Origin of the sequence: Methylocella tundrae, from assembly GCF_901905185.1 — a bacterium.
In the GTDB taxonomy this organism is placed as follows: domain Bacteria; phylum Pseudomonadota; class Alphaproteobacteria; order Rhizobiales; family Beijerinckiaceae; genus Methylocapsa; species Methylocapsa tundrae.
Window position 1 is genome coordinate 227,728 of the sequence record NZ_CABFMQ020000001.1, and the last position, 25,516, is coordinate 253,243.

Consider the following 25,516-nt stretch of genomic DNA (forward strand, 5'->3'; position numbering starts at 1 on the left):
AAGGCCGCAAAGAGTAACGCCTCTGGCGGCGCTGGATGATCGGCCGAGCCGGTTTTTCCATCGTCGCCAGATTACGTTGAAGGTTCAATGGCGATCCTTGAAACGAACAGCGGATCGCGGTTTGTCGAAGAGCTGATGAGCTTTTCCGGGCAGAGCAACGCCCGTAGATGAACGCCGGAAGGCGTCGGAGTTCCAGAAATTGTCCAGACTTCATCACCAGCAGGGCGCCCAACCCTCGCAAAGAATGCTGCGCGTCGGCGAACTTGTGCGCCACGCCATGTCGGAACTGCTCACGCGTTCGGACATCAATGATCCTGCGCTCGAAGGCAAGGTGATAACCATTCCCGACGTGCGCATGAGCCCGGACCTTAAGCTCGCCACCGTCTATGTGATGCCGCTCGGCGGGGAGAGCGCAGCCGACGTGCTGATGGCGCTCGAACGCCACAAGAAATTTCTGCGCGGAGAGATCGCCCGGCGCGTCAGCCTGAGGTTCGCCCCGGACGTCCGCTTCAAAGCCGATCCCAGCTTCGACCACAGCGGCAGGATCGACGCTTTGCTCAATACGCCGAAGGTCAAGCAGGATCTGGTCGATCAGGCCCTCGACGCCGAGCCCGAGGACCATCCGGCGGATAAGGGCGAATGAGCGCTCCCCGATCCACGCGTAAGGACATTGATGGCTGGGTCATCCTCGACAAGCCCGTCGGCATGACCTCGACCCATGCCGTCTCCCGGCTGAAACGCATTTTCAACGCCAAAAAGGCCGGCCATGCGGGCACGCTCGATCCGCTGGCGTCGGGGATTTTGCCGGTCGCTTTCGGCGAGGCGACGAAGACCGTCCCTTTCGTGCAGGACGGTGAGAAGGCTTATCGTTTCACCGTGCGGTTCGGCGCCGAAACGGATACGGACGATTCCGACGGCAAAATCGTCGCGCAATCGGAGCTGCGGCCGGAGCGGGCGGAGATTCTTGCGAGACTGCCGCAATTCATCGGCACGATCGAGCAGACGCCGCCGGCCTTTTCCGCGATCAAGATCAACGGCGAACGCGCCTATGACCTCGCCCGCGATGGCGAAACGCCGCAGCTCGTCGCCCGGCTAGTCACGATCCATGCGTTGGATCTCGTCAGCGCCGATCAGGACGAGGCCGTTTTCGAGGCGCGCTGCGGCAAGGGCACTTATGTGCGCGCCATCGCCCGCGATCTCGGCCGGCTGCTGGGCTGTTTCGGTCACGTCACCGCATTGCGCCGGACCCGAGTCGGCCCCTTCACCGAGGCGGACGCGATCGCCTTGAGCGATCTCGAGGAGAGCGGCGTCGAGGCGCAGGCGATGCGCCGCGTCGAGGCGGGGCTAATGGAATTGCCGCGCGTCATCGTCGATCGCGACGCGGCCGCCAAGCTTCGGCGCGGGCAATCGATTTTGCTCCGCGGCGCCGATGCGCCGATGGACGGCTCCGCCTATGCGGCCTGCGGCGGCGTCGTCATTGCCGTCGGCGCTGTCGAAAAGGGCGAGCTGGTGCCAGGACGAGTTTTCAACCTGCCCTTTTAGGACCATCGTCGAGCCGGTCGCGCCCGCCCTGCGTTTTTCCAAGCGCACGCTTGGGGCAAGCCCTGCGCCCTAGTCTTGCGCTCATTAGCGAACAGAGCGGCGCGGGGCGATGGCAGCAACAGAGGGCGAACGCAAATCAGCGGCGGGGCGGGGCGAAGACGAACTTTGGCCGGTCCCAGCCGATCAATCCCTGACGCTGGCGTTGGAATATTTTCGCGCCGGACGTCACCGGGCGGCCGAGGAAATCTACGCCAAGATCCTCGCGGTCGAGCCGGACCAGTGCGTCTGCCTCCATCATCTCGGGCTGATCGCGCATCATCGGGGTAATCACGAGGCCGCCGCGGACCTTGTTTCGCGCGCGATCGCGTCGAAGCCTGATTATGTCGAAGCATTATCCAATCTTGGCGCAATTTATCGCGCCCTTGGGCGCACCGATGCGGCGATCGCGGCGATCGACCGGGCGATCGCCTTGCAGCCTGATTTCACGCAGGCCCATTCCAATCTCGGCAATGTCCTCGAGGATCAGGGGCGCCTCGTTGACGCGCTGACCGCCTACCGCCGGGCGGGATCGCTCAATCCCGGCTTCGTCCAGGCCTACGCCAACGCCGCCAACATCCTGCGTAAGCTCGGGCGGCAGGAAGAAGCGATTGCCGTCTGCGAAGAGATCATCGCGCATCGTCCGGATGCTCCTGAACCTTATTTCAGCCTTGGCAATATTCTGAAGGAGCTGCGCCAGCCGGGGAGGGCGATCGCGGCCTATCAACGCGCCGTCGCGCTGCGGCCTAATTTCGCCGAGGTCTACGTCAATCTCGGCAACGCGCTGCAGAGCCAGAGCGCGTTTGACGATGCGATCGAAGCCTATTCGCAAGCCATTCTTTTACGTCCGACGATGGCGGACGCTCACGCCAACAAGGGCGCGGCTTTGGAGGCGCTCGGCCGGCTGCCGGAAGCGATCGCCAGTTTTCGCGCCGCCGTGGAGATCGATCCTCAACTCGTCGATATCCGCATCTGGCTGCATCATAAGCGCCGCGCCATCTGCGACTGGGACGGGATTGAAGCGGAAGAGGCTGAGCTGCTTAAATTCATGGAGTCGGGAAACTCGGCGCCGCATCCTTTCTCGATCCTCAGCATGGCGACGAGTCCCGCGCTGCAGTTGCGCGTCGCACGCGCCGCGGCCGCAGGATTTGCAATCCAGCCGCCCGATTTCGCCCCGAGGCGGGCGGAGGCCTCCGCCCGCAAGCTGCGGATCGGCTATCTGTCCAATGATTTTTGCCGTCACGCCACGGCCATTCTCGTCGCCGAACTCTTCGAACTGCACGACCGCGCGCGATTCGAGATCACGGCCTATTCACATGGTCCGGACGATCACAGCGAGATCGGCGCGCGCCTCAGAAAGGCGTTCGATCATTTCGTCGACCTGCGCGCTCTCTCAGACGACGAGGCGGCGCGCCGCATCCATGCCGACGGGATCGACATTCTGATCGACATGAAGGGCTATACCTCCGGCGCGCGAACGGGAATTCCGGCGCGGCGGCCAGCGCCCGTGCAGGCGAGCTTCATCGGCTTTCCGGGCACGATGGGGGCCGACTTCATCGATTACATTATCGCCGATCCGTTCGTCCTTCCGATGGATCAGCAAAGCGCCTTCGTCGAAAAAATCGTCCAGCTGCCGCATTGCTATCAGCCGAATGACACGCGGCGCCTCATCGCCGACGTGACGCCGACGCGCGCGCAATGCGGACTTCCCGAGCGCGGCTTCGTCTTCTGCTCATTCAACAACAGCTACAAGCTGACGCCGGCTTTCTTCGATATATGGATGCGTCTTCTTCGCGCGGCCCCTGGCAGCGTTCTTTGGCTGCTCGAAGCAAATGCGCTGGTCAAAGAGAATCTGCGCCGGCAAGCGAGCCAGCGCGGCGTTGACCCCGACCGGCTGGTCTTCGCGCCGCGCATTCCTTCGCCCGAGCATCTTGCGAGGCACCGTCTCGCCGATCTTTTTCTCGATACGCTTCCATATAACGCGCATACGACGGCGAGCGACGCGCTCTGGGCTGGGCTGCCGGTTTTGACATGCGCGGGCGACACATTCGCCGGTCGCGTCGCTGGCAGTCTTTTACATGCCGTCGGCCTGCCCGAACTCATCACGGCGTCTCTTGACGACTATGAAGCGCTGGCGGGAAAGCTGTCCTGCGGCGATCCCCGCCTCCTGCAGGGTCTTCGCCACAAGCTGCTCGGCGCGAGACTGGCTTCGCCTCTGTTCGACAGCGCGCGCTATGCGCGGCATTTCGAGGCCGCCCTGACGCAGATGTGGGAGAATCATCGCGACGGGGGCGCGCCGCGCGCTTTCGCGGTAACGGATGTCGGCGAAACGGCGCCGCCCGCGCCCTCGATCCAAAGGGTTCGCTACCGCGCGTGCCCGCTTTGCGGCGGCGGCGACATACCAGCCATTCTCGGCGCCGACTGCACCAAACACGCCCTCTACCAGCCGGCGTTGCCGCCGGTGATCAACTGGCATGAGTGCAAAGGCTGCGGGCATGTCTTCACGGAAGGGTACTTCGACGCCGCAGCGGCGGAGGTGATCTTCTCCAAAACGCATCAAAATCAGATTGTCGGCCATGACATGGAGCGCCAGCGCCCAGTTTCCGCCCGCATGGTCGAGCGCGTCGCAAGGCGCGCCGCGACAGGCCGTTGGCTCGATGTCGGCTTTGGCAACGGCTCGCTCCTGTTCACGGCGGAGGAATGGGGCTTTACGCCGGTTGGACTTGATCTGCGCAAAGAGAATGTCGCGGCGCTGAGGACGCTTGGCTATGAGGCGCACTGCGCGTCGATCGAGGAACTCGATCACGAGCAGCGCTACAGCGTCGTCAGCATGGCCGACGTGCTGGAGCATATGGCTTTTCCAAAGGCCGGGCTCCTCGCCGCGCGCGCGCTGCTGCGCCCAGGCGGCGCGCTTTTTCTCTCCATGCCGAACGCGGACAATATGGTCTGGCGCCTGCTCCATGCCAACAAGGTGAACCCCTACTGGGGCGAGATCGAGCACTACCACAACTTCACCCGCAAGCGCCTCTACGCGCTTTTGGAGGAGCATGGATTTCAGCCTGTGGAATATGGCGTCAGCGAGCGTTATCGGGTGTGCATGGAGGTCGTCGCGGTCAAGAGCGGCTGAGCCGCGCGAGCGGAGTTCGCAAATCGGCGGAAGGCGAAAGAGCCTCATAGCCTTCCGGCGTTTTCGCGCGCTGCCGGCGCCTTTTTCGCTCCGCATGGCGAGAAGAGGCAAAGCGCCTCCTCGAATCCGCCTGGGGCCGCAACGCCCGGAGCCGGATGGCGCTGATGGAATCGCGCCGCGATTCCATCCAGCTCCTGAATGCGTCGTTCAACCAATAAGTTGGAGCATGACGTCGCCCGAAAACCGGTCCCGCTTTTCGGCATCGTTCTCTAACGAAGCACGATCACTTTCGTGCCGACTTTGACTCGATCGGCGAGATCGACGACATCCCTGTTGGTCATGCGGATGCAGCCTGACGACACGGCGGCGCCGATTGTGTCCGGCTCGTTCGACCCATGAATGCGATAGAAGCTCGAGCCGAGATAGATCGCCCGCGCTCCGAGCGGATTGTCGATCCCGCCCGGCATGTGGCGCGGCAGATCGGGCCGGCGCTTGAGCATTTGTGGAGGGGGAGTCCAGCCCGGCCAGTCGCGTATCATTGTGACTTTCTTCGTGCCGGACCACGCAAAGCCCTCGCGGCCAACGCCGACGCCATATTGAATCGCTTGCCCGTTCGGAAGGACATAGTAGAGGCGGCGCTCGCTTGTCGAGACGACGACCGTTCCCGGAGGCTGGCCGCCGTCCCAGGAGACGACCCGGCGCGGGATGGCCGGTTGCTGAAAAACATTGAGAAAATCCGCGATCGGTCCCTGCGTGAGTAAACCGCCGAGCGGGTTATCGAGGGCCCAAGCCGGAGATCCGCACAAGATGACGGCAAACAGCAAGGCGCGGGTAAAACGGAGAGCCATTATTGTCCTTTGATCGTCTGCGCGTCGGAGCGAACGCAGCGGAGCGCTACTCCTGCCGCGGTTTGAGGCTAAAGTTGGGCGCGGCGCGGCTGGCGGCGCGGAGCCGGCCCAAGTTTGTTCAGCGCCGGTCAGGTTTGCGCGGCGATGTTGTGCGCGCGCAACTACCTCGACACGGCCGCGTGAATGGCCTCGCAATGACGCAGGAGGTTTGCCTGCGCCGAGACGAAAGCCTTGAGCGGCGTGTCGATGTCGAAGAAAATCATGTTGGCGATGAAGCCGTAGACGCTGGCGTCGATGCTGCTTGGCTGCGCGCCGAACAGAAAACCATCGTCGGGGACGAGATGCGCCAGCGCCTCGAGGTCGGCGAGGCCACGGGCGTAGGCCGCGTCGCGATCATAACGGCCGATCCCCTGATAGTAATAGCGCTGGAAATTATAGTCTCGCGCCTCTTCGAGGCTCTGCGCCGTCACCCCCTCGTGCGTCTTCAGGATTTGATGTCTGAACAGGGGCCAATACCGCTCGTCGCGCCAGCGCGAGTAGGACATCACCCAATAGAGGTCGTCGAGCGTTCGTCTGAGCATGAGGTCGATATCGCGCTGCGTCGCGGACATGGCGCTGTCGATCATGAGATGATGTCGATTAATGAGATGCGCGATGATCGCGTCGCTGTCGCCGATGATCTCGCCATCGTCGTCGATATAGGGCAACTGCCCGCGCGGGGCGGATCTCGCGTCGAAAATATGCTCGTGCCGGAAAGGCAGTTTGGAGAGCTTCAGGAATGCGAAGACCTTGAGCCCGTAGGGATTATTATCGGCGACGCCGAACAGTTCCGGGTATGAAAACAGCGTCAACATGCTTTTCGCCTTTTGCAGCCTTCGATCGCCTGCCGCTTAAGCGCCCCCGCGGCGCTCGGACGGGATCGCGCGGCTCAAGGCGCAGCCTCCGTGGCACAGCCTTGCGCGCCGCCTTCGCTTGGTCTATGCCGCTCCCTTCGCCGAAATTCAAAGACTTTAGGCCGCTTTTGTCCGCTCCCCAAAAACCCGTCGCCATTATCATGGGCAGCCAGTCCGATTGGGAGACGATGCGCCACGCCGCCGCCATGCTGGACGAGCTCGAGGTCGGTTTCGAGACCAGGATCGTGTCGGCCCACCGGACGCCCGACCGCCTCTACGAGTTCGCCAAGGGCGCGAAGGCGGCTGGTTTCAAGGTCATCGTCGCGGGGGCCGGCGGCGCGGCTCATCTGCCCGGCATGACGGCGTCTTTGACGGCGCTTCCGGTGCTCGGCGTTCCCATCGAGACCAAGGCGCTGCACGGACAAGATTCGCTCCTGTCGATCGTCCAGATGCCCGCTGGCGTTCCCGTCGGCGCCCTCGCGATCGGCCGCGCCGGCGCGATCAATGCGGCGCTTCTCGCGGCGGCGATTCTCGCTTTGACCGACGCGGCCCTCGACGCGCGTCTCTTCGCCTGGCGGGAGGCGCAAACACAAGCGGTGGCCGTCGAGCCCGTGCGCGAAGGCTGAGCGGCATGGCCTTTCAACTCTCCCCTGGCTCATTTGCCCCGGGCGCGCGCGTCGGCATCCTCGGCGGCGGCCAATTGGGACGCATGCTCGCAATGGCGGCGGCGGGCCTCGGCCTTAAGGCGCATATTTTTGCGCCGGAGCCGGACAGTCCCGCCTTTGACGTTTGCGTCGAGAAGACAGTCGCGGCTTACGAAGACGAAGCCGCTCTCGCTTTTTTCGCCGCCAATGTTGACGTGATCACCTATGAATTCGAAAACGTTCCGGCGCGGACGGCGGCGCTGTTGTCGGATCTTTGTCTCGTGCGGCCAAGCGCGGCGGCGCTCGCGGCCTGCCAGGATCGCCTCGTCGAAAAGGAATTTCTCGCCGATATAGGCATTCCGACCGCCGCCTATATGCGTGTCGACGACGCCGGATCAATGGCCCGCGCAGTGGCCCAGCTGGGACGCCCGTCAATTCTCAAGACGCGGCGTTTTGGCTATGACGGCAAAGGTCAGGTTCTCGTCCGCGAAGGCGCGGATCTTGCCGTCACCTTCCGCTCTCTCGGCGGCGGCCCGGCGATTCTCGAGGCGATCGTTCCTTTCGCAAAAGAGGTGTCCGTCGTCGCGGCGCGCGGCGCGGACGGCGCTTTTGCCGCCTATGACGTCTGCGAAAACAGGCACGAGAATCATATTCTGAAAGTGACGCGCGCGCCTGCCCGCATCTCTCCCGGCACGGCGGCGGAGGCCGTCGAACTGACTCGCGCCATCGCTGAGGCGCTCGATTATGTCGGGGTCATCGCAGTCGAAATGTTCGTTGTCGAGCAGGCTGGCGGCGGCGAGCAGCTCCGCGTCAACGAAATTGCGCCGCGCGTGCATAATTCCGGGCACTGGACGCTCGACGGGTCGGCGACGTCGCAATTCGAGCAGCATATCCGCGCCATTGTCGGCTGGCCGCTTGGCGCCACATGGCGGCATGGCGAAACGGTCGAGATGGAAAATCTGATCGGCGAAGAGGTCTTCGGCTTCGAGCGCGTCCTCCGGGAGCCGGGGGCGAGCCTTCATCTTTACGGCAAGGCGGAAGCCCGGGCCGGCCGCAAGATGGGGCATGTGACGCGCGTTGCGCCGGGCCACAAGGCGTGAAGCCCAAGGTTTTCGCCGCGAGCGGCGGGCGAACTCTGGACAGCGGGCCCCGATGCTGCTATTCGCCTGTCTTTCAAGTTTCAGGCGCTTTTCAGCGCCGGATTTTCTGTTCCATCATTCCTGTCGGCTCCGTCGCGCTAAGCGGCGTCTGACGTCACATCAAGGACTCATGCGTGCAAGTTCTCGTTCGCGACAATAATGTCGATCAGGCCCTCAAGGCGCTCAAGAAAAAAATGCAGCGCGAGGGCATTTTCCGCGAGATGAAGCTTCGTGGCCATTATGAGAAGCCGTCCGAAAAGCGCGCTCGCGAGAAGGCCGAAGCCATTCGCCGCGCGCGCAAGCTGGCCCGCAAGAAGATGCAGCGTGAAGGCCTCCTGCCGATGAAGCCGAAGCCTGTTCTCGGCGTTCGCTGATTTTTCACGGCTTCGATCCAAGTTCGATCATTGACGCACTTAAAGCAGGTTGGGGCCGCAAGGCTGTTCGACTGGCGGATGAGGATGACCGGATGGCGGCTTTCGCGACCAGGGCCAAGGCGACGAGGGCCAAGCGAGCGACGCCGTTGCGGCGCCTGACGGGTCCTTGCTCGGCGCTGGCGATTGCCGCTTTGGCGCTCGCAGGCTGCGAATCGACGAATAATGTGATCGGGAAGGCGGGAACCGGAGTCGCCGAGGTGGCGAGCCAGTCGCCGCAGGAAGCGCAGGCCAATCTCGCATCGCTGACCGAGGTCGTGCAGCGCAATCCCAACAGCGGGGAAGCCTATAATACGCGAGGCGTCGCTTACGCGAAGATCGGCAAATTTCCCGAAGCGATCGCCGATTTCAGTCAGGCGATCAAGATCTCGCCGAACGCCGCGACGCTGACCAATCGGGCGCTCGCCTATCGACAGGTCAACCGCAACGACGCCGCCATGACGGACTTCAACGACGCCATCGCCGCCGATCCAAATCACGCCCCCGCCTATCTCGGCCGCGCCAATCTCGAACGGGTGCAGGGCAATCTCGACGCCGCCCACGCCGATCTCGATCAGGCGATCAGGCTCAATCCCGAGAACGCGCAGGCCTTTCATGCGCGCGGCCTCATCTATCAGCGCGAAGGCAATCATCCGCAGGCGATCACCGATTTCGATAATGCGATCGATCGCGATCCCTTCGCCGGAGCGCCTTATCAGGCGCGCGGACAAAGCCTCATCGCCGTCGGTAAATACGACAAGGCGATCGAGGATTTCAACGCCGCGCTCAATGTCAACAACAAGAACCCCGACGCCTGGGCCGGCCTTGGCCTCGCCTATGAGAAATCAGGCGACCGCGCCAAAGCCGTTGAGTCCTATCAGCGCGCGCTGGTGTTTGATCCAGCCAATCAGCTCGCCAAGGACGGCCTGTCGCGAAGCGGGCATTCCTAAGACAGGACGCGGGAAAGCCGCGGACTTTACGGCCGGCGCCGTGCGGTAAAACAAAGGCGTAAAGAGCGGAATGCAATTCCGCTCAGGCGCATTCCGCTCTAAGCATCAGTTGCGAAAAAAGGGCGCCGGTTCGTCCGCGCCTGGTCCTCCAGAACGTTTCCGCGAAAGGCAAAACTTGAAAATGCGCGCCTGCCGCAACCGCGGCGCGAGCGGCGCTGCGCCTTGACTTAGATCACTGTTTCTATAGAAACAGTATACAAGTAGCGGAGCAGCTCCATGTTCAAGGCCCGGCCCTTCACCTTTGCGATTTTCGGCGCGGCTTTGGCCCTCACGACGCCGTCGCCCCTTTTCCCAGGGTCGCAGGCGCAAGCCGCGAGCGAATTGCTCAACGCCTCATATGATCCGACGCGCGAGCTTTACCGCGCGATCAGCGAAGCTTTCAGCGCCGAGTGGAAAGCCAAGACGGGAGAGACGGTGGCCGTGCGCAGCTCCCATGCCGGGTCGGGCGGGCAGGCGCGCGCGGTGATCGACGGCTTGCCGGCCGACGTCGTCACTCTGGCGCTCGCCGCCGATATCGACGCCATCGCCGGCAAGACGGGGAAGATTCCAGCCGACTGGCAGAAACGGCTGCCGAACAATTCGACCCCCTATACATCGACGATCGTGTTCCTTGTCCGCAAAGGCAATCCCAAGGGGATCAAGGACTGGGACGATCTGATCAGGCCGGGCGTCTCCGTCATTACGCCAAATCCAAAGACGTCGGGCGGCGCGCGCTGGAATTTTCTGGCCGCCTGGGGCTACGCCGCCAGAAAATTCAACGGGGACGAGGCCAGGATCAAAGACTTCGTTGCGGCGATCTACAAGAACACGCCGGTTCTTGACACAGGCGCACGCGGTTCGACCATCAGCTTCGCGCAACGTGGGCAGGGCGATGTGCTGATTTCCTGGGAAAACGACGCCTTTCTCGCCTCCGAGGAGTTCGGCAAAGACAAATTCGAAGTCGTCGCGCCTTCGGTCTCGGTTCTGACCGAGCCGCCCGTCGCCCTCGTCGATGGCAATGTCGACGCCAATAATAGCCGTAAGGTGGCCGAGGCTTTTCTGGATTTCCTTTATTCGCCGAAGGCGCAGGCGATCATCGCCAAGAACTATTATCACCCTGTCAAACCGGAATTCGCCGACCCCAGGGACCTTGCGCGTCTCGCCCATATTCCGCTGGTCACGGTCGATGGCGACTTTGGCGGGTGGCAAAAAGCGCAGGCGAAATTCTTCGCCAATGGCGGCGTATTCGATCAAATCTACGCGGGTCACTGAGGTCATTCGCGACACGGGCCAGCGTCTTCGCTAGAAGGGCCAAGCATGTTTCCGGGCTCGCTTGAGACGGCGGAGTCCTGCACGCTGATGCGCTCTTCTGACAGCAGGGCCGGACGGAGTTCCCCGATATGACAACCGCCAATTCACGCGCCGCCGATTATCCGATCGAAGCGTTGTTCCTTGAACGCTGGTCGCCGCGCGCCTTTACCGGAGAAGCGATCCCCGACGCTGATCTCCGGACGATTTTCGAGGCGGCGCGCTGGGCGCCCTCCTCGTATAATTCGCAGCCCTGGCGCTTTCTTTACGCCAAGCGCGACACGCCCGCATTCACGAAATTCCTGGGGCTCCTCAGCGAATTCAATCAGTCATGGGCCAAAAACGCCTCGATGCTGATCATCGTTCTGTCAAAGAAAGCCTTCACGCCGCCGGGCAAAACGGAGGCCGTCGCATCGCATAGTCATTCATTCGACGCCGGCGCGGCCTGGGGCTATCTGGCTCTCCAGGCCTGGCGTTCGGGTTATGCCGCGCATGCCATGACCGGCTTTGACATTCCCCGCGCGGCGATCGAACTCAACGCCCCCGACGATTGCCGGGTGGAGGCCGCAATCGCCATCGGACGCGTCGGCGACAAATCCATTCTGCCGGAAGCCGCGCGCGAAAGAGAAAAACCGAACAGCCGCAATCCGCAGTCGGACTTTGTTTTTGAAGGCGGCTTTCCGGCGTCCTGAACTTAGGAGGGCGCCCGATAGCATGATGCAGAAAAGTTGCAGACTTTTCGGATCAACATCATGCGTTAAAGCAAAGGCTATATCGTGAAATCGGTCCCCGGCGGCGCATCGTCGGTGAGTTTCAGCTCTTCGGCGCGGTGGCAGATATCGTCGATGGTGATGATGTCGAGCTCTTTCAGGAAGGCGGCGCCCGCCAACTCCACCATCGGCGCGATGACATCGCCGATCAGCTTGCAGGCAACGCCCTCGCTGCTTTCGATCGTCGTTTCGTTCAACACGGCGCGAAGGATGTCCGCCGCCGTGATCTTGCGCCTCTCGCGCGCCAGCTCATAGCCCCCGCGCGGGCCGCGCAGACCCTTCAAAATGTTCGCCCGCACGAGCGCCTGAAGCAAAGTTTCGAGGTGGCGCGGCGGCAGATCGAGACGGGCGGCGAGGGATTTCGCGGCGACGGGAAGCGGGCGGGAATGGATGGCGATGTCGGCCACCGCCGCAATGGCGAGAAGAGCGCGGCGCGAAAGCACAATCATCGCGGCGTTTCCTTGTCGGTCATCTGGCCTGTCGATCCGAAGCCGTTCGCGCCGCGCGCGGTGTCCGCCAGCTCTAGCGTCGTAAAAAGGCCGGCCCGGATCACCGGGGCGAAGACAAGTTGCGCGATGCGGTCGCCCCGGGCGATCTCGAAGGGCGCGGCGCCATGATTGATCAGGATGACGCCGATTTCGCCACGGTAATCAGCATCGATCGTGCCCGGCGCGTTGAGGACTGTGACCCCGGCCTTCGCCGCGAGGCCCGATCTTGGCCTGATCTGACCTTCATAATCGGAGGGGATCGCAAGCGCGATGCCGGTCGGGATGACAAGACGTCCGCCAGGCGGCAGCGTGACCGTCGTCGCGGTCGGCAGGGCGGCGAGGAGATCCATTCCGGCCGCTCCCGCGCTTTGGTAGGAGGGTAAGGGAAGGCCCATGCCGTTCGGCAGGATCTTCACGCCAACGGCGAGCGGCTGGCTCATTGGCGCGCCTCGCTTAGCTTTTTGGCGAATGCCGCGACGAGCCGCGCCGCCACTTCCGTCTTGGTGAGGTTCGGCCAGCTTTCCCTGCCTGCCGCGCTGATCAGCGTCACCTCATTGCGATCGCCGCCGAAAACATTGGCGCCCGCTCCGACGTGATTGGCGACGATGATGTCGCAGCCTTTGCTGAGACGCTTGGCTTCGGCGTGTTCGATCAGCCTATCCGTCTCGGCGGCGAAGCCGGCGACGAGCGCGGGCCGGTCGCGTTTGCGCCGCCCTATGGCCGCGAGAATATCCGGGTTTTCGACGAGCGCGAGGCTCGGCGGGTTTTTAGCCCCCTTCTTGATCTTCTCGGGAGCGGCTTCCACGACGCGCCAGTCCGCGACCGCCGCGGCGCCGACGAAAATATCGGCCGGAAGCGCCTGCTCGACCGCCTGCTGCATCTCGCGCGCGGTCTCGACATGGATCGTCGTCACGCCCCAGGGATCGGCGAGCGCCACCGGTCCGCTAACGAGCGTCACTTCAGCTCCGGCTTCGCGCGCGGCGGCGGCGATCGCATGACCCTGCTTGCCGGACGAGCGATTGCCGATATAGCGCACCGGATCGATCGGCTCATGAGTCGGGCCCGAGGTCACGATCACGCGGCGCCCCTTGAGCGCGGCGGTTGACGGACGCGCAAAACCTTCCGGCAGCGGCAGAACCGTGTCCGTAGCGAGAGCGGCCTCGATGGCGGCGACGATTTCAAGCGGCTCGCTCATCCGGCCGGGGCCATATTCGCCGCAGGCCATGTCGCCGTTCTGAGGCCCCTCGAAGATCACCCCGTCCCCTTGCAAGGCGGCGATGTTGCGCTGGGTCGGCTTCGCAAGCCACATGCGCAGATTCATCGCCGGCGCGACGAGAATTTTCTTGTCGGTGGCGAGGAGCAGGGTCGAGGCGAGGTCATCGGCGAGGCCATGCGCCATCTTGGCCAGAAGGTCAGCCGTGGCGGGAGCGACGACGACGAGATCGGCGTCGCGGGACAATTCGATATGGCCCATAGTCGCCTCGCTGGTCAGAGCGAAAAGATCGGCGAAGACCTGCTCGCCCGAAAGGCTTGCGACGGAAAGCGGCGTCACGAAATGATGCGCCGCGGCGGTCATGACGGCGCGCACAAAGGCACCCCTTTCGAGCAGGCGCCGGATAAGATCGAGCGTCTTATACGCCGCGACGCCGCCGCCTATGACGAGAAGGATTCGTTTTCCTGGCAATTGGCTCATGCGGCCAAACATCCCCCCCGGGCGAACAAGCGCGGATTACGACAGCGCGCGCTCATTGTTTCTTTTTTACGCATGATCGAGGTTTGATTTGAACCTCGATACCTTTTTTATCTGTTTCTAACGCAAGGCGCGAAATCCGCAACTCACGCGATGGCGTTGGTTCGGGCCTTGGACCGAGAATTCGGCTGAAGCCGGGGGCTTTAGGCGGACACGATGGTTGAAATACGGCCTGGCGGCGGCTTTCGCCTATCGCAGCAGCAGCACGAGCGCGGCGCCGGCAATAATCCACAGGGCGATATGGCCAAGACGGGCGCCGCGCGCGGCCGCCTCTCCCATGCGGCTGAGAGCGTTATCGGAGAGTTCAAGTCCCCCTTCCGCCATATCCTCTATCTGCGTCAAGACATTTTCCGCGCGCAGAAGCGCCGAAGGCAGTTGAGAAGCGAAGCGCCCCAGCGTCTGCGCGGCCCGGCCGGCGTCCTGCAACTTGCCGATAGGCCCGAGATTCTGCTCGATCCAGGCGCGGACGACAGGTTCGGCCGTCGCCCACATGTTGAGTTTTGGATCGAGCGTGCGGCCGACGCCTTCGACGACCACCATGGTTTTTTGCAGCAGCACGAGTTCGGTCCGCGTCTTCATGTCGAACAGCCCGGTAATCTCGAAAAGAAGCGTCAGAAGCTTCGCCATCGAGATTTGATCGGCTGTGCGGGCATGGATCGGCTCGCCGATGGCGCGAATGGCCTGCGCGAAATCCTCGACCTTATGGATGCGCGGCACATAGCCCGCCTCGAAATGCACCTCGGCGACGCGCCGGTAATCGCGCTTGATGAAACCGTAGAGAATCTCCGCCAGAAACCGCCGCTCATTGAAGCCAAGGCGTCCCATGATGCCGAAATCGACGGCGGTCAGACGGCCCTCGGAATCGACGAAGAGATTGCCCTGATGCATGTCGGCATGAAAAAATCCGTCGCGCATCGCGTGGCGCAGGAACGACTGGATGACGATGCGCCCGAGGTCCGGCAGGTCATAACCCTTGGCGGCAAGCGCGGAAATATCGGACAAAGGGACGCCATCGACCCATTCGAGGGTCAGCACCTCCTTCGCCGTCCGGTCCCAGTCGATTTTCGGGATCCGGAAATCCTGATCGGCGGCCGCGTTCTCGGCAAATTCCGACGCGGCCGCGGCCTCCAGGCGAAAGTCCATCTCCATTTTGACCGAGCGGGCCATGGTGTCGATCACTTCGACGGGCTTCAGGCGGCGGATGTCGTCAATCCAGCGCTCGGCCAGCCGCGCGGCGAAATACATATCGCCGAGATCGCGCCGGAACCGCCGCTCGACGCCGGGGCGCAGCACTTTGACGGCGACGTCGCGCTCGCCGGTTTCATCTTTCACGCGGCCCTTGTGGACCTGCGCGATCGAGGCGGCGGCGACCGGCTCGCCGAGGCTGACGAAGACCTCCGCGAGCGGCCGGCCGAAGGCCGCTTCGATCGTTGCGATGGCGATTTCGCGCGAAAACGGCGCCATCCGGTCCTGCAGCAGCTCGAGATGGCGCACGACGTCCGCGCCGACGACGTCCGGCCGCGTCGCGAGGAACTGGCCGAGCTTGACGTAGGACGGCCCGAGCGCGCTGATCGCGGCGGGAAGATTGCTGAGGCCAGGCCGTCCCGTGCGCCGCGCGACGAGCTTCGCCACCGCCAGCGGCAGCCGCGCGGCCGGCGGCAGAATGGCGGGATCGACATCGCTGAAGACGCCGGCGCGCGCCAGCACGAAACCGGCGCGGGTCAATCGGTAAAGGGAGCCGAAGAGAAAAACCACGCCGCCCCGCCTACAGCGTTTTCAAGCGAAACGGCGCTGGGCCTTGCGAATCGACCATGATCTAGAGCTTCCAGCCGGAATGGATAGCGACGACGCCGCCGGAAAGGCGCGTGAATGTGGCGCGCTCCAGTCCGGCGGCGGCGATCTTGTCGCGAAAACTTTCGGCGTCGGGAAAGCGCGCGATCGATTCGACGAGATAGCGATAGGCGTCGGCGTCTCCCGTCACCCATTGGCCAAGGCGCGGAATGGCGCTGAACGAATAGGCTTCATAGAGGCGGTCGAGGAACGGCACGTCGACGTTGGAGAATTCGAGGCAGAGAAACCGGCCGCCGCGTTTCAGGACGCGCCGCGCCTCCGCCAGCGCAACGTCGATGCGCGGCACGTTGCGGATGCCGAAAGCGATCGTATAGGCGTCGAAGGAATTGTCCGGGAACGGCAGATCCTCGGCGTTGGCCTGCACGAATTCGAGCTTTGCGTCGAAAGGGCGCTTGGCGGCGCGCGCCCGCCCGACGTCAAGCATGTCGGCGTTGATGTCGAGCACCACGATTTCGGTCAGTCTTGAGCCCGCCTTGGCGATGCGGAAAGCGATGTCGCCGGTGCCGCCCGCGACGTCGAGATGGCGGAACGGCGCCTTTCGCGAAGGATGGACTTTTGCGGCGAAAATATCCTTCCAGACGCGGTGCAGGCCGGCGGACATCAGATCGTTCATCAGGTCGTAGCGCGACGCGACCTTGTGGAAAACCTCGTCCACCCGGGCCTGCTTGTCTTGCAGGGGGACGCGGGAAAAACCGAAATGCGTCTCTTCGGACATGGATTCTTGCGCTCGAGCCGGCGGGCTGGTTGATTTAAGGATGCGCGACCATAGCGGCTGATTTAGGCAATGGCTATGCGGAGGTGATGGGAGGAGTGCGGCAATTTGAATGTCGGCGAAGGGTGGTTTTCCGGCTGTCAGCTTGCGAACCGCGATGCGCGGAGCAGGACATTCGGTTCACGGCTGGGTCGGGCCGAGGGCGGGATGGCGGGTTTTAGGTGCGTGGCGCGGTAAAGCATACCTTGGCGCGAGCGGGCGTTTCGCGGCTTCCGGCCCGAAGCAGAAATGGCGATCGGCTGACGGGGGCTGGCGTGAGAAGTTGCTTGTAGCGACGCCCCTCGCGTCCGATCACGGGCGCCCCGTGAGGCTGAGGCTTTATTTTAGGATGAATAGCTGACGGAGCGCCGTCACGGCGGTTTGGATTTTCGCCACGTCGAGGGATGAATACCCAAAAACAAGGATGTCATCGTTTGGTGCGTCATCGAAATCGAATGCCGCACCACTCGATAGCGCGTAGACGCCCACGCCAATTTCACGCGCCTTGAGCTGTATCTCCCGTGCTCTGGGGAAATCTTGCGGAAGCTGCCAAACGAGATGCAGTCCGCTTTCGGTTCCCGAAATCTTCGGTTCTTTAAAGTTGGCGTTAAGGGATGCGACGAGGCAGTCCCGCCGCGACATATAGATTTGCCGCAACTTCCGCAAATGTCGGTCAAAATGCCCGTCGTTGATGAAAAATGAGAGCGCACTCTGCTCAAGCCAAGATTGGCCGTTGCTCATTCGCGCCTTAAGCAATCTCGCCTCATCCCATCTTATACGCGGCAATGCGGCAAAACCGATCCGGAGACCGGCCCCCACGGATTTCGAGAAAGTACCGACATAAAAGACGCGCCGCCCGCGATCGAGGCCGGCCAAGGCAGTCAGCGGTGGTCCGTCGTATCGGAAGTCGCTGTCATAATCGTCCTCAATGATGAAACTGTCGGTTTCATCGGCCCATCGGAGAAGTGCGAGACGCCGGCTTAGGGTCATCACCACGCCCGTGGGAAATTGGTGGGAGGGCGTCACGTAGAGCAGATTCCCGCGCGCGGTCGGAAGACATTCTGTTTGAATGCCTTCTTCATCGACTGGCACTGGATGCAAGGGAAGCGTCGCGCTGTTGAAGAGCATTGACGCGCCCAGGTAGCACGGATTTTCAATACAGAGCTGGCGGGTATGCGACCGCAGGAGGCTCAGAACCAGATTTAATGCATCCTGTCCGCCCCCGGTAACGATGATTTGGTTGTGTGTGATAGCCATGCCGCGAGTTCTGCCGAGGTGGTGGGCGATGGCCTCCCTCAACTCCGGAAGCCCAGCAGGATCGCAATAATCGGTGAGGTGAGAGGTCTCCCTTGAAAGCAATCGATTCACGATGCGCCGCCAGGTCATGAGCGGGAACGCCGTTGGATCAGAGCGGCCCACCCAGAAATCATAGGCTGGCCGTTGGGCGCCGCCGCCAGATGAACCCGCAAAGCAAAGAAGAGGCTCGCTCGATGCTGGCAGTATTGGCCCGTTGTCCTGTGCCAGGCCGCCGTTCTGGATGAGAAGCAAGTCGTCGGGCGGGATGGCTGACACATAGACGCCTGCTGTCCCACGGGCCTCGACATAGCCTTCACCGGCCAATCGATCATAGGCGTTCGTCACCGTATTGCGGGAGACGTTAAGTCGCTCGGCCAGGATCCGGCTCGGCGTTAAAGTCATTCCGGCCTTTAGCTGTCCATTCAGAATCATCTGCCGGACCTGTTCGAAGATCTGCGTCTGGAGCGATTTTTCAGTCCTTTGGGCCAAAGAGAGTGTTAGTTCCATTCGCGTTTCCTCTTCCGTTCTCGGCTCCAGCGCGATCCACGGTCGCGGCGCAGGTTCAGCGCGCGGCAATGGTAACCTCGCTCGCGCCACCAAACGTCGTCGCCGAGCGAGGGGCGCCTTGGCGCCATAAAACATGTCACAATTGGCTCTTACGCTAAGCCAATTTTCAAGCTGTTTATCAGCCAAAGAGTGCGCAAAGACAGGTCTCCACGACACCTGTCCCGAAAGCACGGCAACGCAGGGGAGGCGCATATGAACGAGCTTACGGAGCCAAAAACCTTCTTTGGCGGCTGTCCGCATGACTGTCCCGACACTTGTTCGATGATTTTCGAGGTCAGCGGCGGCGTCCTGCAGGGCGTGAGGGGAAACCCCGACCATCCGATGACGCGCGGCGGCCTCTGCGTGAAACTCAAGGATTACGAGCTTCGGCACTATCACCCCGACCGGGTTCTTTACCCGCTTCGTCGTGTTGGGCCTAAAGGATCTAAACAATTCGAGCGCATAACCTGGGACGAGGCGCTCGATGAGATCGTAACGCGCTGGAAGGCGATTATCGCCGATCACGGCCCGCAGGCGATCATCCCCTACAGCTATCTCGGGCATCAAGGGCTCGTGCACGGTCTGAATGGAGGCGACGCCTTCTTTAACCGCCTGGGGGCGACCGTCTGCGAGCGGACATTCTGCGGTGAGGGCTCCTGCACGGCTTGGCTGCTGACCGTTGGCCCAACAGCTGGCCTCGACCCCGAGAGCTACATTCACTCGAAGTACATCGTAATCTGGGCGTGCAATAGCGTCAGCACCAACCTGCATCACTGGGCCATCGTTCGCGATGCCCAGAAGGCGGGCGCCAAGGTCGTCGTTATCGACGCCTACTCCTCGCGCACCGCCAAGGCTGCGGATTGGCACATTTGTCCCAAGCCTGGGACCGATGCGGCGCTGGCGATGGCGCTGATCAATTCGATCATCGAAGAGGGTCTGGTCGACCAGGACTATGTCGATAATTACACAAAAGGCTTTGAGGACCTGAAAGAGCGTGCTCGCACCCGGACGCCGGAATGGGCCGAGGCAATTACCGGCGTGCCCGCGGCTGACATCCGCAAGCTCGCTTACGAACTCGCGACCGCACAACCAGCCGCCATTCGGATGGGCGTCGCGCTCGAACGTCATTTTGGCGGCGGCCAAACCATCCGCGCCGTCACCTGTATCCCGGCGCTGACGGGCGCGTGGCGCCATGTCGGCGGCGGCGCAACCCAGTTCCCCGTCTGGGAGCATCCCTACAAGTTCGACGTGATCTGCCGGCCCGACCTCATTCCCGAGGGCACGCGTGTCGTCAACAACCTGCAGATCGGCCGTGCGCTAACTGGTGAACTGCCTCTCGACCCGCCGATCATGTCGATGATGTGCTGGAATTCGAATCCGGTCACACAGGCGCCGGAGACCGATAAGATCGTTCAAGGCCTGATGCGGGACGATCTGTTTTTGGTCTCTGCCGAACACTTTATCTCGGATACGGCATCGTACGCCGATATTGTTCTGCCGGCGTCCATGGGCGCGGAAATGGAGGATATGATCCTATCGTGGGGCCACCTCTACCTCACCTATAATACGAAATGCGCGGACTCGCCCGGCGAGGCGATCCCGAATAATGAGATCTTCCGCCGCCTCGCCGCCCGGATGGGTTTCGAAGAAGAAAACTTCAAATGGACGGATTCGGAGTGCCTTGAGCACTATGTGGATTGGTCTTCACCCGCCTGCGAGGGCATCGACCTTGCCTACTTGCGTCAGCACGGTTTTGCGCGGCTTAAGGTTGGAACCCCTGACGACCGCGCGCCACATCGAGAAGGGAATTTCCCGACGGCCTCCGGCAAATGCGAGTTACGGATCGATGGCGCCAAAAATTTCGTCGCCGGTCCATTCCGGCAGATGTACGAAGGCTTCCAACCTGGCGAGGATTTGGACCCATTGCCGGACTACGTGGGATCGCGAGAGTCGCACACGAACGATCCCGAACTAGCCAAGAGGTATCCGCTCAACATCGTCTCGCCGAAGAGCCATGGATTTTTGAATTCGTGCTACGCCAACATGGACCACAAGATTAAAGGCCAAGGCGAACAGTTCGTTTTGATCAACCGGGTCGACGCGGACCGGCGCGCCATCGTCGATGGGGACCGCGTTCAGGTCGCCAACGATCGCGGCGCCTTTAAGGGCGTCGCCCGCATCACCGGCGACGTCAATCCGGGGGTCGTCGTCGCGACGCTCGGCTATTGGCGCCAGCTCAACGACGGCACGGTCAATAGCGTTAGCTCCTCAGCTTTCGCAGACATGGGCCATGCTCCGTCTTTCTCGGACAACCTCGTCGAGGTCACGCGAGCCAACTGAGTTGCCTGGGGACGGTGGGGGATCGCTGCGCATAGCGAACGGTCACCTACCGGCCGAATCGTTCCCTTTTGCGCGGCGGACGCCATCCGGCCGTCGGGCCTCAATGGCCGCTTTCCTCCCCGTCCCGGTCAACAAGGCACTCGGGCGCCGCGTCCGCTTTCGGGAAGCCGGTTAGGATACCTCGGCGGCGGAGATGGGCGCGAAGCCGTCGGCGCCGAGCGGCGCTGAACGTCCGCTCCAGAGATCGCGTAACGGGCCGGCCTATGACAAGCAAGGGTCGGCATCCGACTTTCAAACCGACCCGCCGAAACCCTCAATCGAACCAGACCGCCGGCAGCACCGGCATGCCGCCCGCGATGGTGGATTGCGCGGGCGCGGGGCGTCCGAGGCTGTAGCAAAACGGCGCCGGGGCGAGGGTTATCGGTTCGGTTTGCGGCATCGGCGCCACGCGAGCCGCCGCGAGGATGATCCGCGGCTGGTCCGCGGCCGGCGCGTCCATCCTCGGTTGATCCGCCGCGGCCTTCGTGGCTTCCGGTCCCCTGCCGATCGCGTCGGGACAGCCGCCCTTGCGGGCGCAAACGCCTCTGGCCGGAGAGAGAACCTCATCCACCCCGGCGAAGGCGAGCGCCTCCGGCCGGCTGACGTCGCCAAGATGGGCGCCTTTGCGCAGCAGCGCGGCGAAATAGGGGTTCTGCCCGCCGTCCGAATAGGTCGTGCGCACGGCGGCGCTTCCCTCCTTGATGAAGGCGGCGACGCGCGCCTGCTCGCGCGCATGGCGGGCGGCGGCGAGAAGCTCATTGGCCGGGTCCTTTGAGGGCGCAAAGGCGTAGCGGCCGTTGACGACGCTGACGTCGAGCTCCTCGCCCGTCGCCTCGAACCGGTCGGACCCCTCCTTCAATTCGCGCCAGAAGGCGATGTTGGGGTCGGAGCGGTAGCGCGCCATGTTTTGCGCGCTCATGCGGAAAGGATAGGACTGGAACTGGAAGGCGCTCTGGCCGCCCCGCAGCGCCTCGCGCGCGAGGGCGAAGATCTCCGCGACCTGCCTGTCGGTCATGGCGAAGCATCCGGCCGAGGAGCAGGTGCCATGCACCATAACGTCCGACCCCGAACCGCCGTGCGCGCGGTCATAGGCGTTCGGATAGCCGGTGTCAAAGGAAAGGTAATAGTGCGAATAGGGGTTCATCTGGTGCGGCCCGACGGCGTAGAAGCCCTCCGGCGTCTGGCGGTCGCCCTGCCTTGTCTTCGGTCCCAGCGCGCCCGACCAGCGGCAGATCGGGAAGCTTTTCAGGAAGACATAACGTCCGCTCTTGTTCAGCTTCCAGACCTCGATCTCCGATTCTTTCTTGTAGGCGCGCATCAGGATCGGGGCGTCGGGCGTCGTGTCGCGCGCCGCCATCAGCGCGAGCGTCGCCGCCGGTATGGGCAGCTCGCCCTTTGACGCGCCGGCGGCGGCGGCCCCCGCCATGAACAGCGCGGCCAGCAGAGCGGCGATCAATGCGGCGGCGCGGCGCGGTTCCTTCAAAGTCTCGATCCGTGTCTTATCAATAAGTTGGAGCATGATTTCCATCATGCTTGGGGACGCGGCCTCCCGGCTTTGGCTCCGCCAGAACCGGATTTATCTTGTATCTCTCGAATTTGCGGCGGCAATAGGGGATTGACGCTTGCCTCTGCGTAAGCGCGTAAGGTTAAAATTTCAGCCGCCGGGCTGGAGAGCGGAAGCTGATGTGTCTTCATGGGGAGCGAGGAATTCAATGAATGCCAAGCCTGCGCCGGAAAGCCTGCGCCGGAAGGCCTGCGCGCGGCTGGCGAAGGTCACGCAAGGCGGGGCCGCCGCGTCCGCGGACGGCGGCCTTATCGCGTCATAAACCATTTTCAGGCGATAGAATGCGTCCTGCTCGCCTAGAAGGAATGCGCCCACGCAAGAGGCGCCTCTTGTCAATTGGGGCAGGTTAGGCTCAGTGATCGCGATGTTTGATTCGATTATCGCTTCCAATTTTTCGATGATCGCGGGCGTGGCGATGACCATCCTGATCATCCCGCGCATGCTGCGCCAGCGCCGTTCGGCCGCCAGCACGACAGCGTGGATGCTGGCGATCCTGCTGATCCCCTGGCTCGGCATTCCCGCTTATTTCGTGCTGGGCGGACGCAAGCTCAAGGGCGCCCAGCTGCTGAAGCCGCCGCTCGGCTCGGCCGAGCCGGTTGTCGGGCTGCCGCCCGGCGAGGCCAGCGCCGACCGGCTGGTGCAGAGCTATGGCCTGCCGCCGGCGCGTTTTGGCAACCGGTTTATCCTTTGCGCCGATGGGGTCGACATCTACCGCCGCTTCATGGAGACGATCGACAGCGCCGAAAAACACATCCATATGGCGAGCTTCATCCTGCATCCAGACCCTGTTGGCCTCGCCATCGTCGAGGCGCTGGCGAGGCGCGCACGCTCCGGCCTCGACGTGCGCCTTATGCTCGACGGCGTCGGATCGTTTTCGACGTCGAAGCGCTCGCTCGATCCGTTGGTGCGGGCCGGCGGCGAGGTCGCCTTCTTTCTTCCCGTGCGCCTCGCGCATTTCACCCGCACCAATATGCGCAATCATCGCAAGATGCTGATCGCCGACGATGTGAGGGTCGTCGCGGGCGGCGCCAATGTCGCGGTCGAATATATGGGCCCAGAGCCGGATCCGAAGCGGTGGCGCGATTTGTCTTTTCTGCTCGAAGGTCCGGCCGTTCGCGATTACGCGGCGCTGTTTGCAGCCGACTGGCAATTCGTTACCGGCGAGCGCATCAAAACTTCGCCCCCGCCGCCAGCGGCGCCGGGTTTCGGAGAAGCTGTGGTGCAGATCGCGCCTTCAGGCCCGGATGTTCCGGGCGATCCCGTCTATGCCGCCATCGTATCGGCCGCTTTCGCGGCGCGGCGGCGCCTTTGGATCGTGACGCCTTATTTCATTCCGCCGGAAGGACTCGCGGAAGCGCTGGCTCTCGCGGCTCATCGCGGCGTCGACGTGCGCGTTTACGTGCCGGACCCTTCCAATCATTTCATCGCGGACCTTGCCCGCGGCCAGCCGCTGCGCGACGCCGCGGCGGCGGGCGTCAGCGTCATCCGTTTCATCGGCGGCATGGTGCATGCGAAAATCCTCGTCGTCGACGATGGTCTCGCTATGGTCGGCTCGGTCAATATCGACCCGCGCAGCCTGTTCCTGAATTTTGAGGCGAACGCCATTGTCTATGGCGCCGAACAGGTCGGCGCCGTCGCGGCATGGATCGAGAACCTGCACGACACGACGCAAAAGGGCGTGACGCCCGTCTCGGATTTACGCGATACGATTGAAGGAGTCGCGCGGATGCTCGACCCGCTGCTTTGAGGCGGGATGACTGCGTCAGCCGGACTGGATCATTTCAGACAGTCATTTTAACTGATCGCGAATGCGCCGCTTCGGCTAAGCCTTCTTCGTTTGCAGCTCCTGCTTGCTGAAATTTGAAAGGTCTCCTTCTCGCGCCGCGGCCTTGCGCCATGATTTTGCGACGGCTGGATATTTTATGTCGACGCAGATCCTGGCGATCTGCTGTTGCAGTTTCTCGCTGGCGCAGGACGGACACGCCGGGACATCGGAAGTCCGAACCAGGAGCTCGAAGTCGGCATCGCAGTCTTGGCATTTGTAAGCGTAGAGCGGCATAAAATCCTCGCGTTGCTCGTCGACGTGACTGGCACGGCCCTTTTTTCGGCGGCCGGAGCACGGGATCGAAGCAACTTTTGCGCCGGGCGTTTTGTCCTGAAAACGACAATGGCGCGGCTGTCTCCGATTTTGCGACGCGCTCGAAGGAGCCATTGATGAAAATCATTCTTGAGGGCGCCCCCAGCCGCGCTGAGTTGCAGGATGTCGCGGCCCGCCACGGCGTTGAACTTGTCAGCGTCGATAGTCTTGCCGATTTTGTCAGAGAGCTGCCCGAGGCCGACGCGCTCTGGACCGACCCGACCGTTTATGACGCCGAACGCGCGGCCGCCCTCAAACGCGACGCCGGCCGTCTCAAATGGATTCAACTGAAGAGCATGGGGTTCGACATCGTAAAGCGTTACAGCGCGCCCGGCGGCGTTGTCGTCACCAATGCGGGGGACGCCTATGCGCCTTTTGTCGCCGAACATGCGCTCGCCCTGCTGCTGGCGCTCTTTCGGCGGCTCCCCGACGCCCTCGGCCAGATGGCCAAGCACGAATGGGACCCCGCGATCGGTGCGGGGATGAAAACGCTCGATGAGGCCGTCGTGACAATTTTCGGCTTCGGCAACATCGGGCGGGAGATCGCCGCAAGGCTGCGCCCTTTTGGAGCGCGCATCATCGCGGTGAACCGAGCCGGAACGCCCCAGCCGCTCGCTGATGAAACGTTCTCCCGCGATCAGCTCGGCGAGGCGCTGAAGGTCAGCGACGCCCTCATCGTCGCGGCCCCGCTGACGGAGAGCACGCGCCATGCCATCGGCGCCGATGAGCTCGCCGCGCTGCCCCGGCGCGCGGTTGTCGTCAATATCGCCCGCGGCGAGATCATCGACGCGGGCGCTCTTTCCGCGGCGCTCGAAAAGGGCGTCATCGCCGGGGCGGGTCTCGACGTCACCGATCCCGAGCCGCCGCCATCCGACGATCCGCTGTGGACCTGCAGGAATGTCGTCATCACGCCGCATGTCGCGGTGATGGGCGGGGAACTCCCCTCACGCCGCCTCGCGGCCATCGTCGAACGCAACCTCGTGCGCTTCATGAAGGGCGAGGAGCTGGAACATTGCGTCTCCCTGAAAGACTGACGGCGCCGTTCCTC

Annotated in this window: 22 protein-coding genes; 12 read left to right on the forward strand and 10 right to left on the reverse strand. The window is 62.9% G+C overall.

Translation table 11 applies throughout. From position 1 onward, the window contains the following. The first annotated feature begins 199 nt into the window (after positions 1-199). The 3 genes from rbfA to MPC4_RS00915 all read left to right on the forward strand — a co-directional run bounded on the left by rbfA (position 200) and on the right by MPC4_RS00915 (position 4,705). Positions 200-643: a 30S ribosome-binding factor RbfA gene (gene rbfA, locus MPC4_RS00905; protein ID WP_134489884.1), complete on the forward strand. Its 444-nt coding sequence runs from the start codon at positions 200-202 to the stop codon at positions 641-643. Then, complete coding sequence (truB, locus tag MPC4_RS00910) at positions 640-1,542, forward strand: tRNA pseudouridine(55) synthase TruB (RefSeq protein WP_174510868.1); 903 nt, start codon at positions 640-642, stop codon at positions 1,540-1,542. The genes rbfA and truB overlap by 4 nt, the downstream gene beginning before the upstream one ends. Before the next feature lie 109 nt (positions 1,543-1,651). After that, positions 1,652-4,705, forward strand: coding sequence for an O-linked N-acetylglucosamine transferase family protein (locus MPC4_RS00915; RefSeq protein ID WP_174510869.1), 3,054 nt, complete (start codon positions 1,652-1,654; stop codon positions 4,703-4,705). A gap of 269 nt (positions 4,706-4,974) precedes the next feature. Here the strand turns inward: MPC4_RS00915 and MPC4_RS00920 are convergent, their stop codons facing one another. Continuing rightward, entirely contained in the window at positions 4,975-5,553 is a 579-nt protein-coding gene (locus MPC4_RS00920; RefSeq protein WP_134489878.1) for a L,D-transpeptidase, read from the reverse strand. Between the two features lie 161 nt (positions 5,554-5,714). Then, positions 5,715-6,407, reverse strand: coding sequence for a glutathione S-transferase family protein (locus MPC4_RS00925; RefSeq protein WP_174510870.1), 693 nt, complete (start codon positions 6,405-6,407; stop codon positions 5,715-5,717). 200 nt (positions 6,408-6,607) lie between these two features. On the opposite strand from MPC4_RS00925, the gene purE reads away from it, so the two are divergent. From purE to MPC4_RS00955, 6 genes are all read left to right on the forward strand, one after another. After that, entirely contained in the window at positions 6,608-7,072 is a 465-nt protein-coding gene (gene purE / locus MPC4_RS00930; protein WP_244605978.1) for a 5-(carboxyamino)imidazole ribonucleotide mutase, read from the forward strand. Between the two features lie 5 nt (positions 7,073-7,077). Further along, a complete protein-coding gene (locus MPC4_RS00935; protein WP_134489872.1) occupies positions 7,078-8,190 on the forward strand; it encodes a 5-(carboxyamino)imidazole ribonucleotide synthase in 1,113 nt (370 codons plus the stop codon). Positions 8,191-8,363: 173 nt separating this feature from the next. Then, positions 8,364-8,603, forward strand: a complete 240-nt coding sequence (gene rpsU / locus MPC4_RS00940) for a 30S ribosomal protein S21 (protein WP_134489870.1) — start codon at positions 8,364-8,366, stop codon at positions 8,601-8,603. A 92-nt stretch (positions 8,604-8,695) separates the two neighbouring features. Then, complete coding sequence (locus MPC4_RS00945; protein ID WP_134489868.1) at positions 8,696-9,589, forward strand: tetratricopeptide repeat protein; 894 nt, start codon at positions 8,696-8,698, stop codon at positions 9,587-9,589. Between the two features lie 276 nt (positions 9,590-9,865). Continuing rightward, entirely contained in the window at positions 9,866-10,900 is a 1,035-nt protein-coding gene (locus MPC4_RS00950; RefSeq protein ID WP_174510871.1) for a sulfate ABC transporter substrate-binding protein, read from the forward strand. A 128-nt stretch (positions 10,901-11,028) separates the two neighbouring features. Continuing rightward, complete coding sequence (locus MPC4_RS00955) at positions 11,029-11,628, forward strand: nitroreductase family protein (protein WP_174510872.1); 600 nt, start codon at positions 11,029-11,031, stop codon at positions 11,626-11,628. Positions 11,629-11,705: 77 nt separating this feature from the next. Here MPC4_RS00955 and MPC4_RS00960 read toward each other — a convergent pair whose 3' ends face one another. The 6 genes from MPC4_RS00960 to pdxR form a co-directional block, all read right to left on the reverse strand. Continuing rightward, positions 11,706-12,155: an RrF2 family transcriptional regulator gene (locus tag MPC4_RS00960; RefSeq protein ID WP_134489864.1), complete on the reverse strand. Its 450-nt coding sequence runs from the start codon at positions 12,153-12,155 to the stop codon at positions 11,706-11,708. Then, positions 12,152-12,634, reverse strand: coding sequence for a dUTP diphosphatase (gene dut, locus MPC4_RS00965; RefSeq protein ID WP_174510873.1), 483 nt, complete (start codon positions 12,632-12,634; stop codon positions 12,152-12,154). Before dut ends, MPC4_RS00960 begins: the two co-directional genes overlap by 4 nt. Next, complete coding sequence (gene coaBC, locus MPC4_RS00970) at positions 12,631-13,887, reverse strand: bifunctional phosphopantothenoylcysteine decarboxylase/phosphopantothenate--cysteine ligase CoaBC (RefSeq protein ID WP_174510874.1); 1,257 nt, start codon at positions 13,885-13,887, stop codon at positions 12,631-12,633. The genes dut and coaBC overlap by 4 nt, the downstream gene beginning before the upstream one ends. 246 nt (positions 13,888-14,133) lie before the next feature. Continuing rightward, positions 14,134-15,699: a 2-polyprenylphenol 6-hydroxylase gene (gene ubiB / locus MPC4_RS00975; protein WP_174510875.1), complete on the reverse strand. Its 1,566-nt coding sequence runs from the start codon at positions 15,697-15,699 to the stop codon at positions 14,134-14,136. Positions 15,700-15,760: 61 nt separating this feature from the next. Further along, positions 15,761-16,510 carry a bifunctional demethylmenaquinone methyltransferase/2-methoxy-6-polyprenyl-1,4-benzoquinol methylase UbiE gene (gene ubiE, locus MPC4_RS00980; protein ID WP_174510876.1) on the reverse strand — a complete coding sequence of 250 codons (750 nt, stop codon included), beginning with the start codon at positions 16,508-16,510 and terminating at the stop codon, positions 15,761-15,763. A gap of 375 nt (positions 16,511-16,885) precedes the next feature. Continuing rightward, a complete protein-coding gene (gene pdxR, locus MPC4_RS00985) occupies positions 16,886-18,349 on the reverse strand; it encodes a MocR-like pyridoxine biosynthesis transcription factor PdxR (RefSeq protein WP_174510877.1) in 1,464 nt (487 codons plus the stop codon). Between the two features lie 252 nt (positions 18,350-18,601). Here pdxR and MPC4_RS00990 point away from each other — a divergent pair, with 252 nt between their 5' ends. Then, positions 18,602-20,728: a molybdopterin-containing oxidoreductase family protein gene (locus MPC4_RS00990; protein WP_174510878.1), complete on the forward strand. Its 2,127-nt coding sequence runs from the start codon at positions 18,602-18,604 to the stop codon at positions 20,726-20,728. Between the two features lie 313 nt (positions 20,729-21,041). Here MPC4_RS00990 and MPC4_RS00995 read toward each other — a convergent pair whose 3' ends face one another. Next, on the reverse strand, positions 21,042-22,286 hold the full coding sequence (locus MPC4_RS00995) for a L,D-transpeptidase family protein (RefSeq protein ID WP_174510879.1): 1,245 nt from the start codon (positions 22,284-22,286) through the stop codon (positions 21,042-21,044). A gap of 409 nt (positions 22,287-22,695) precedes the next feature. Between MPC4_RS00995 and MPC4_RS01000 the strand changes: the two genes are divergently transcribed. Continuing rightward, positions 22,696-24,078 (forward strand): phospholipase D-like domain-containing protein, encoded by a 1,383-nt coding sequence (locus MPC4_RS01000; protein ID WP_174510880.1) that lies wholly within the window; start codon positions 22,696-22,698, stop codon positions 24,076-24,078. Between the two features lie 75 nt (positions 24,079-24,153). On the opposite strand, the gene MPC4_RS01005 is transcribed toward MPC4_RS01000, so the two are convergent. Then, positions 24,154-24,390 carry an FmdB family zinc ribbon protein gene (locus MPC4_RS01005; RefSeq protein WP_174510881.1) on the reverse strand — a complete coding sequence of 79 codons (237 nt, stop codon included), beginning with the start codon at positions 24,388-24,390 and terminating at the stop codon, positions 24,154-24,156. Between the two features lie 155 nt (positions 24,391-24,545). Between MPC4_RS01005 and MPC4_RS01010 the strand changes: the two genes are divergently transcribed. Further along, on the forward strand, positions 24,546-25,502 hold the full coding sequence (locus MPC4_RS01010; protein WP_174510882.1) for an NAD(P)-dependent oxidoreductase: 957 nt from the start codon (positions 24,546-24,548) through the stop codon (positions 25,500-25,502). Positions 25,503-25,516: the final 14 nt, after the last annotated feature.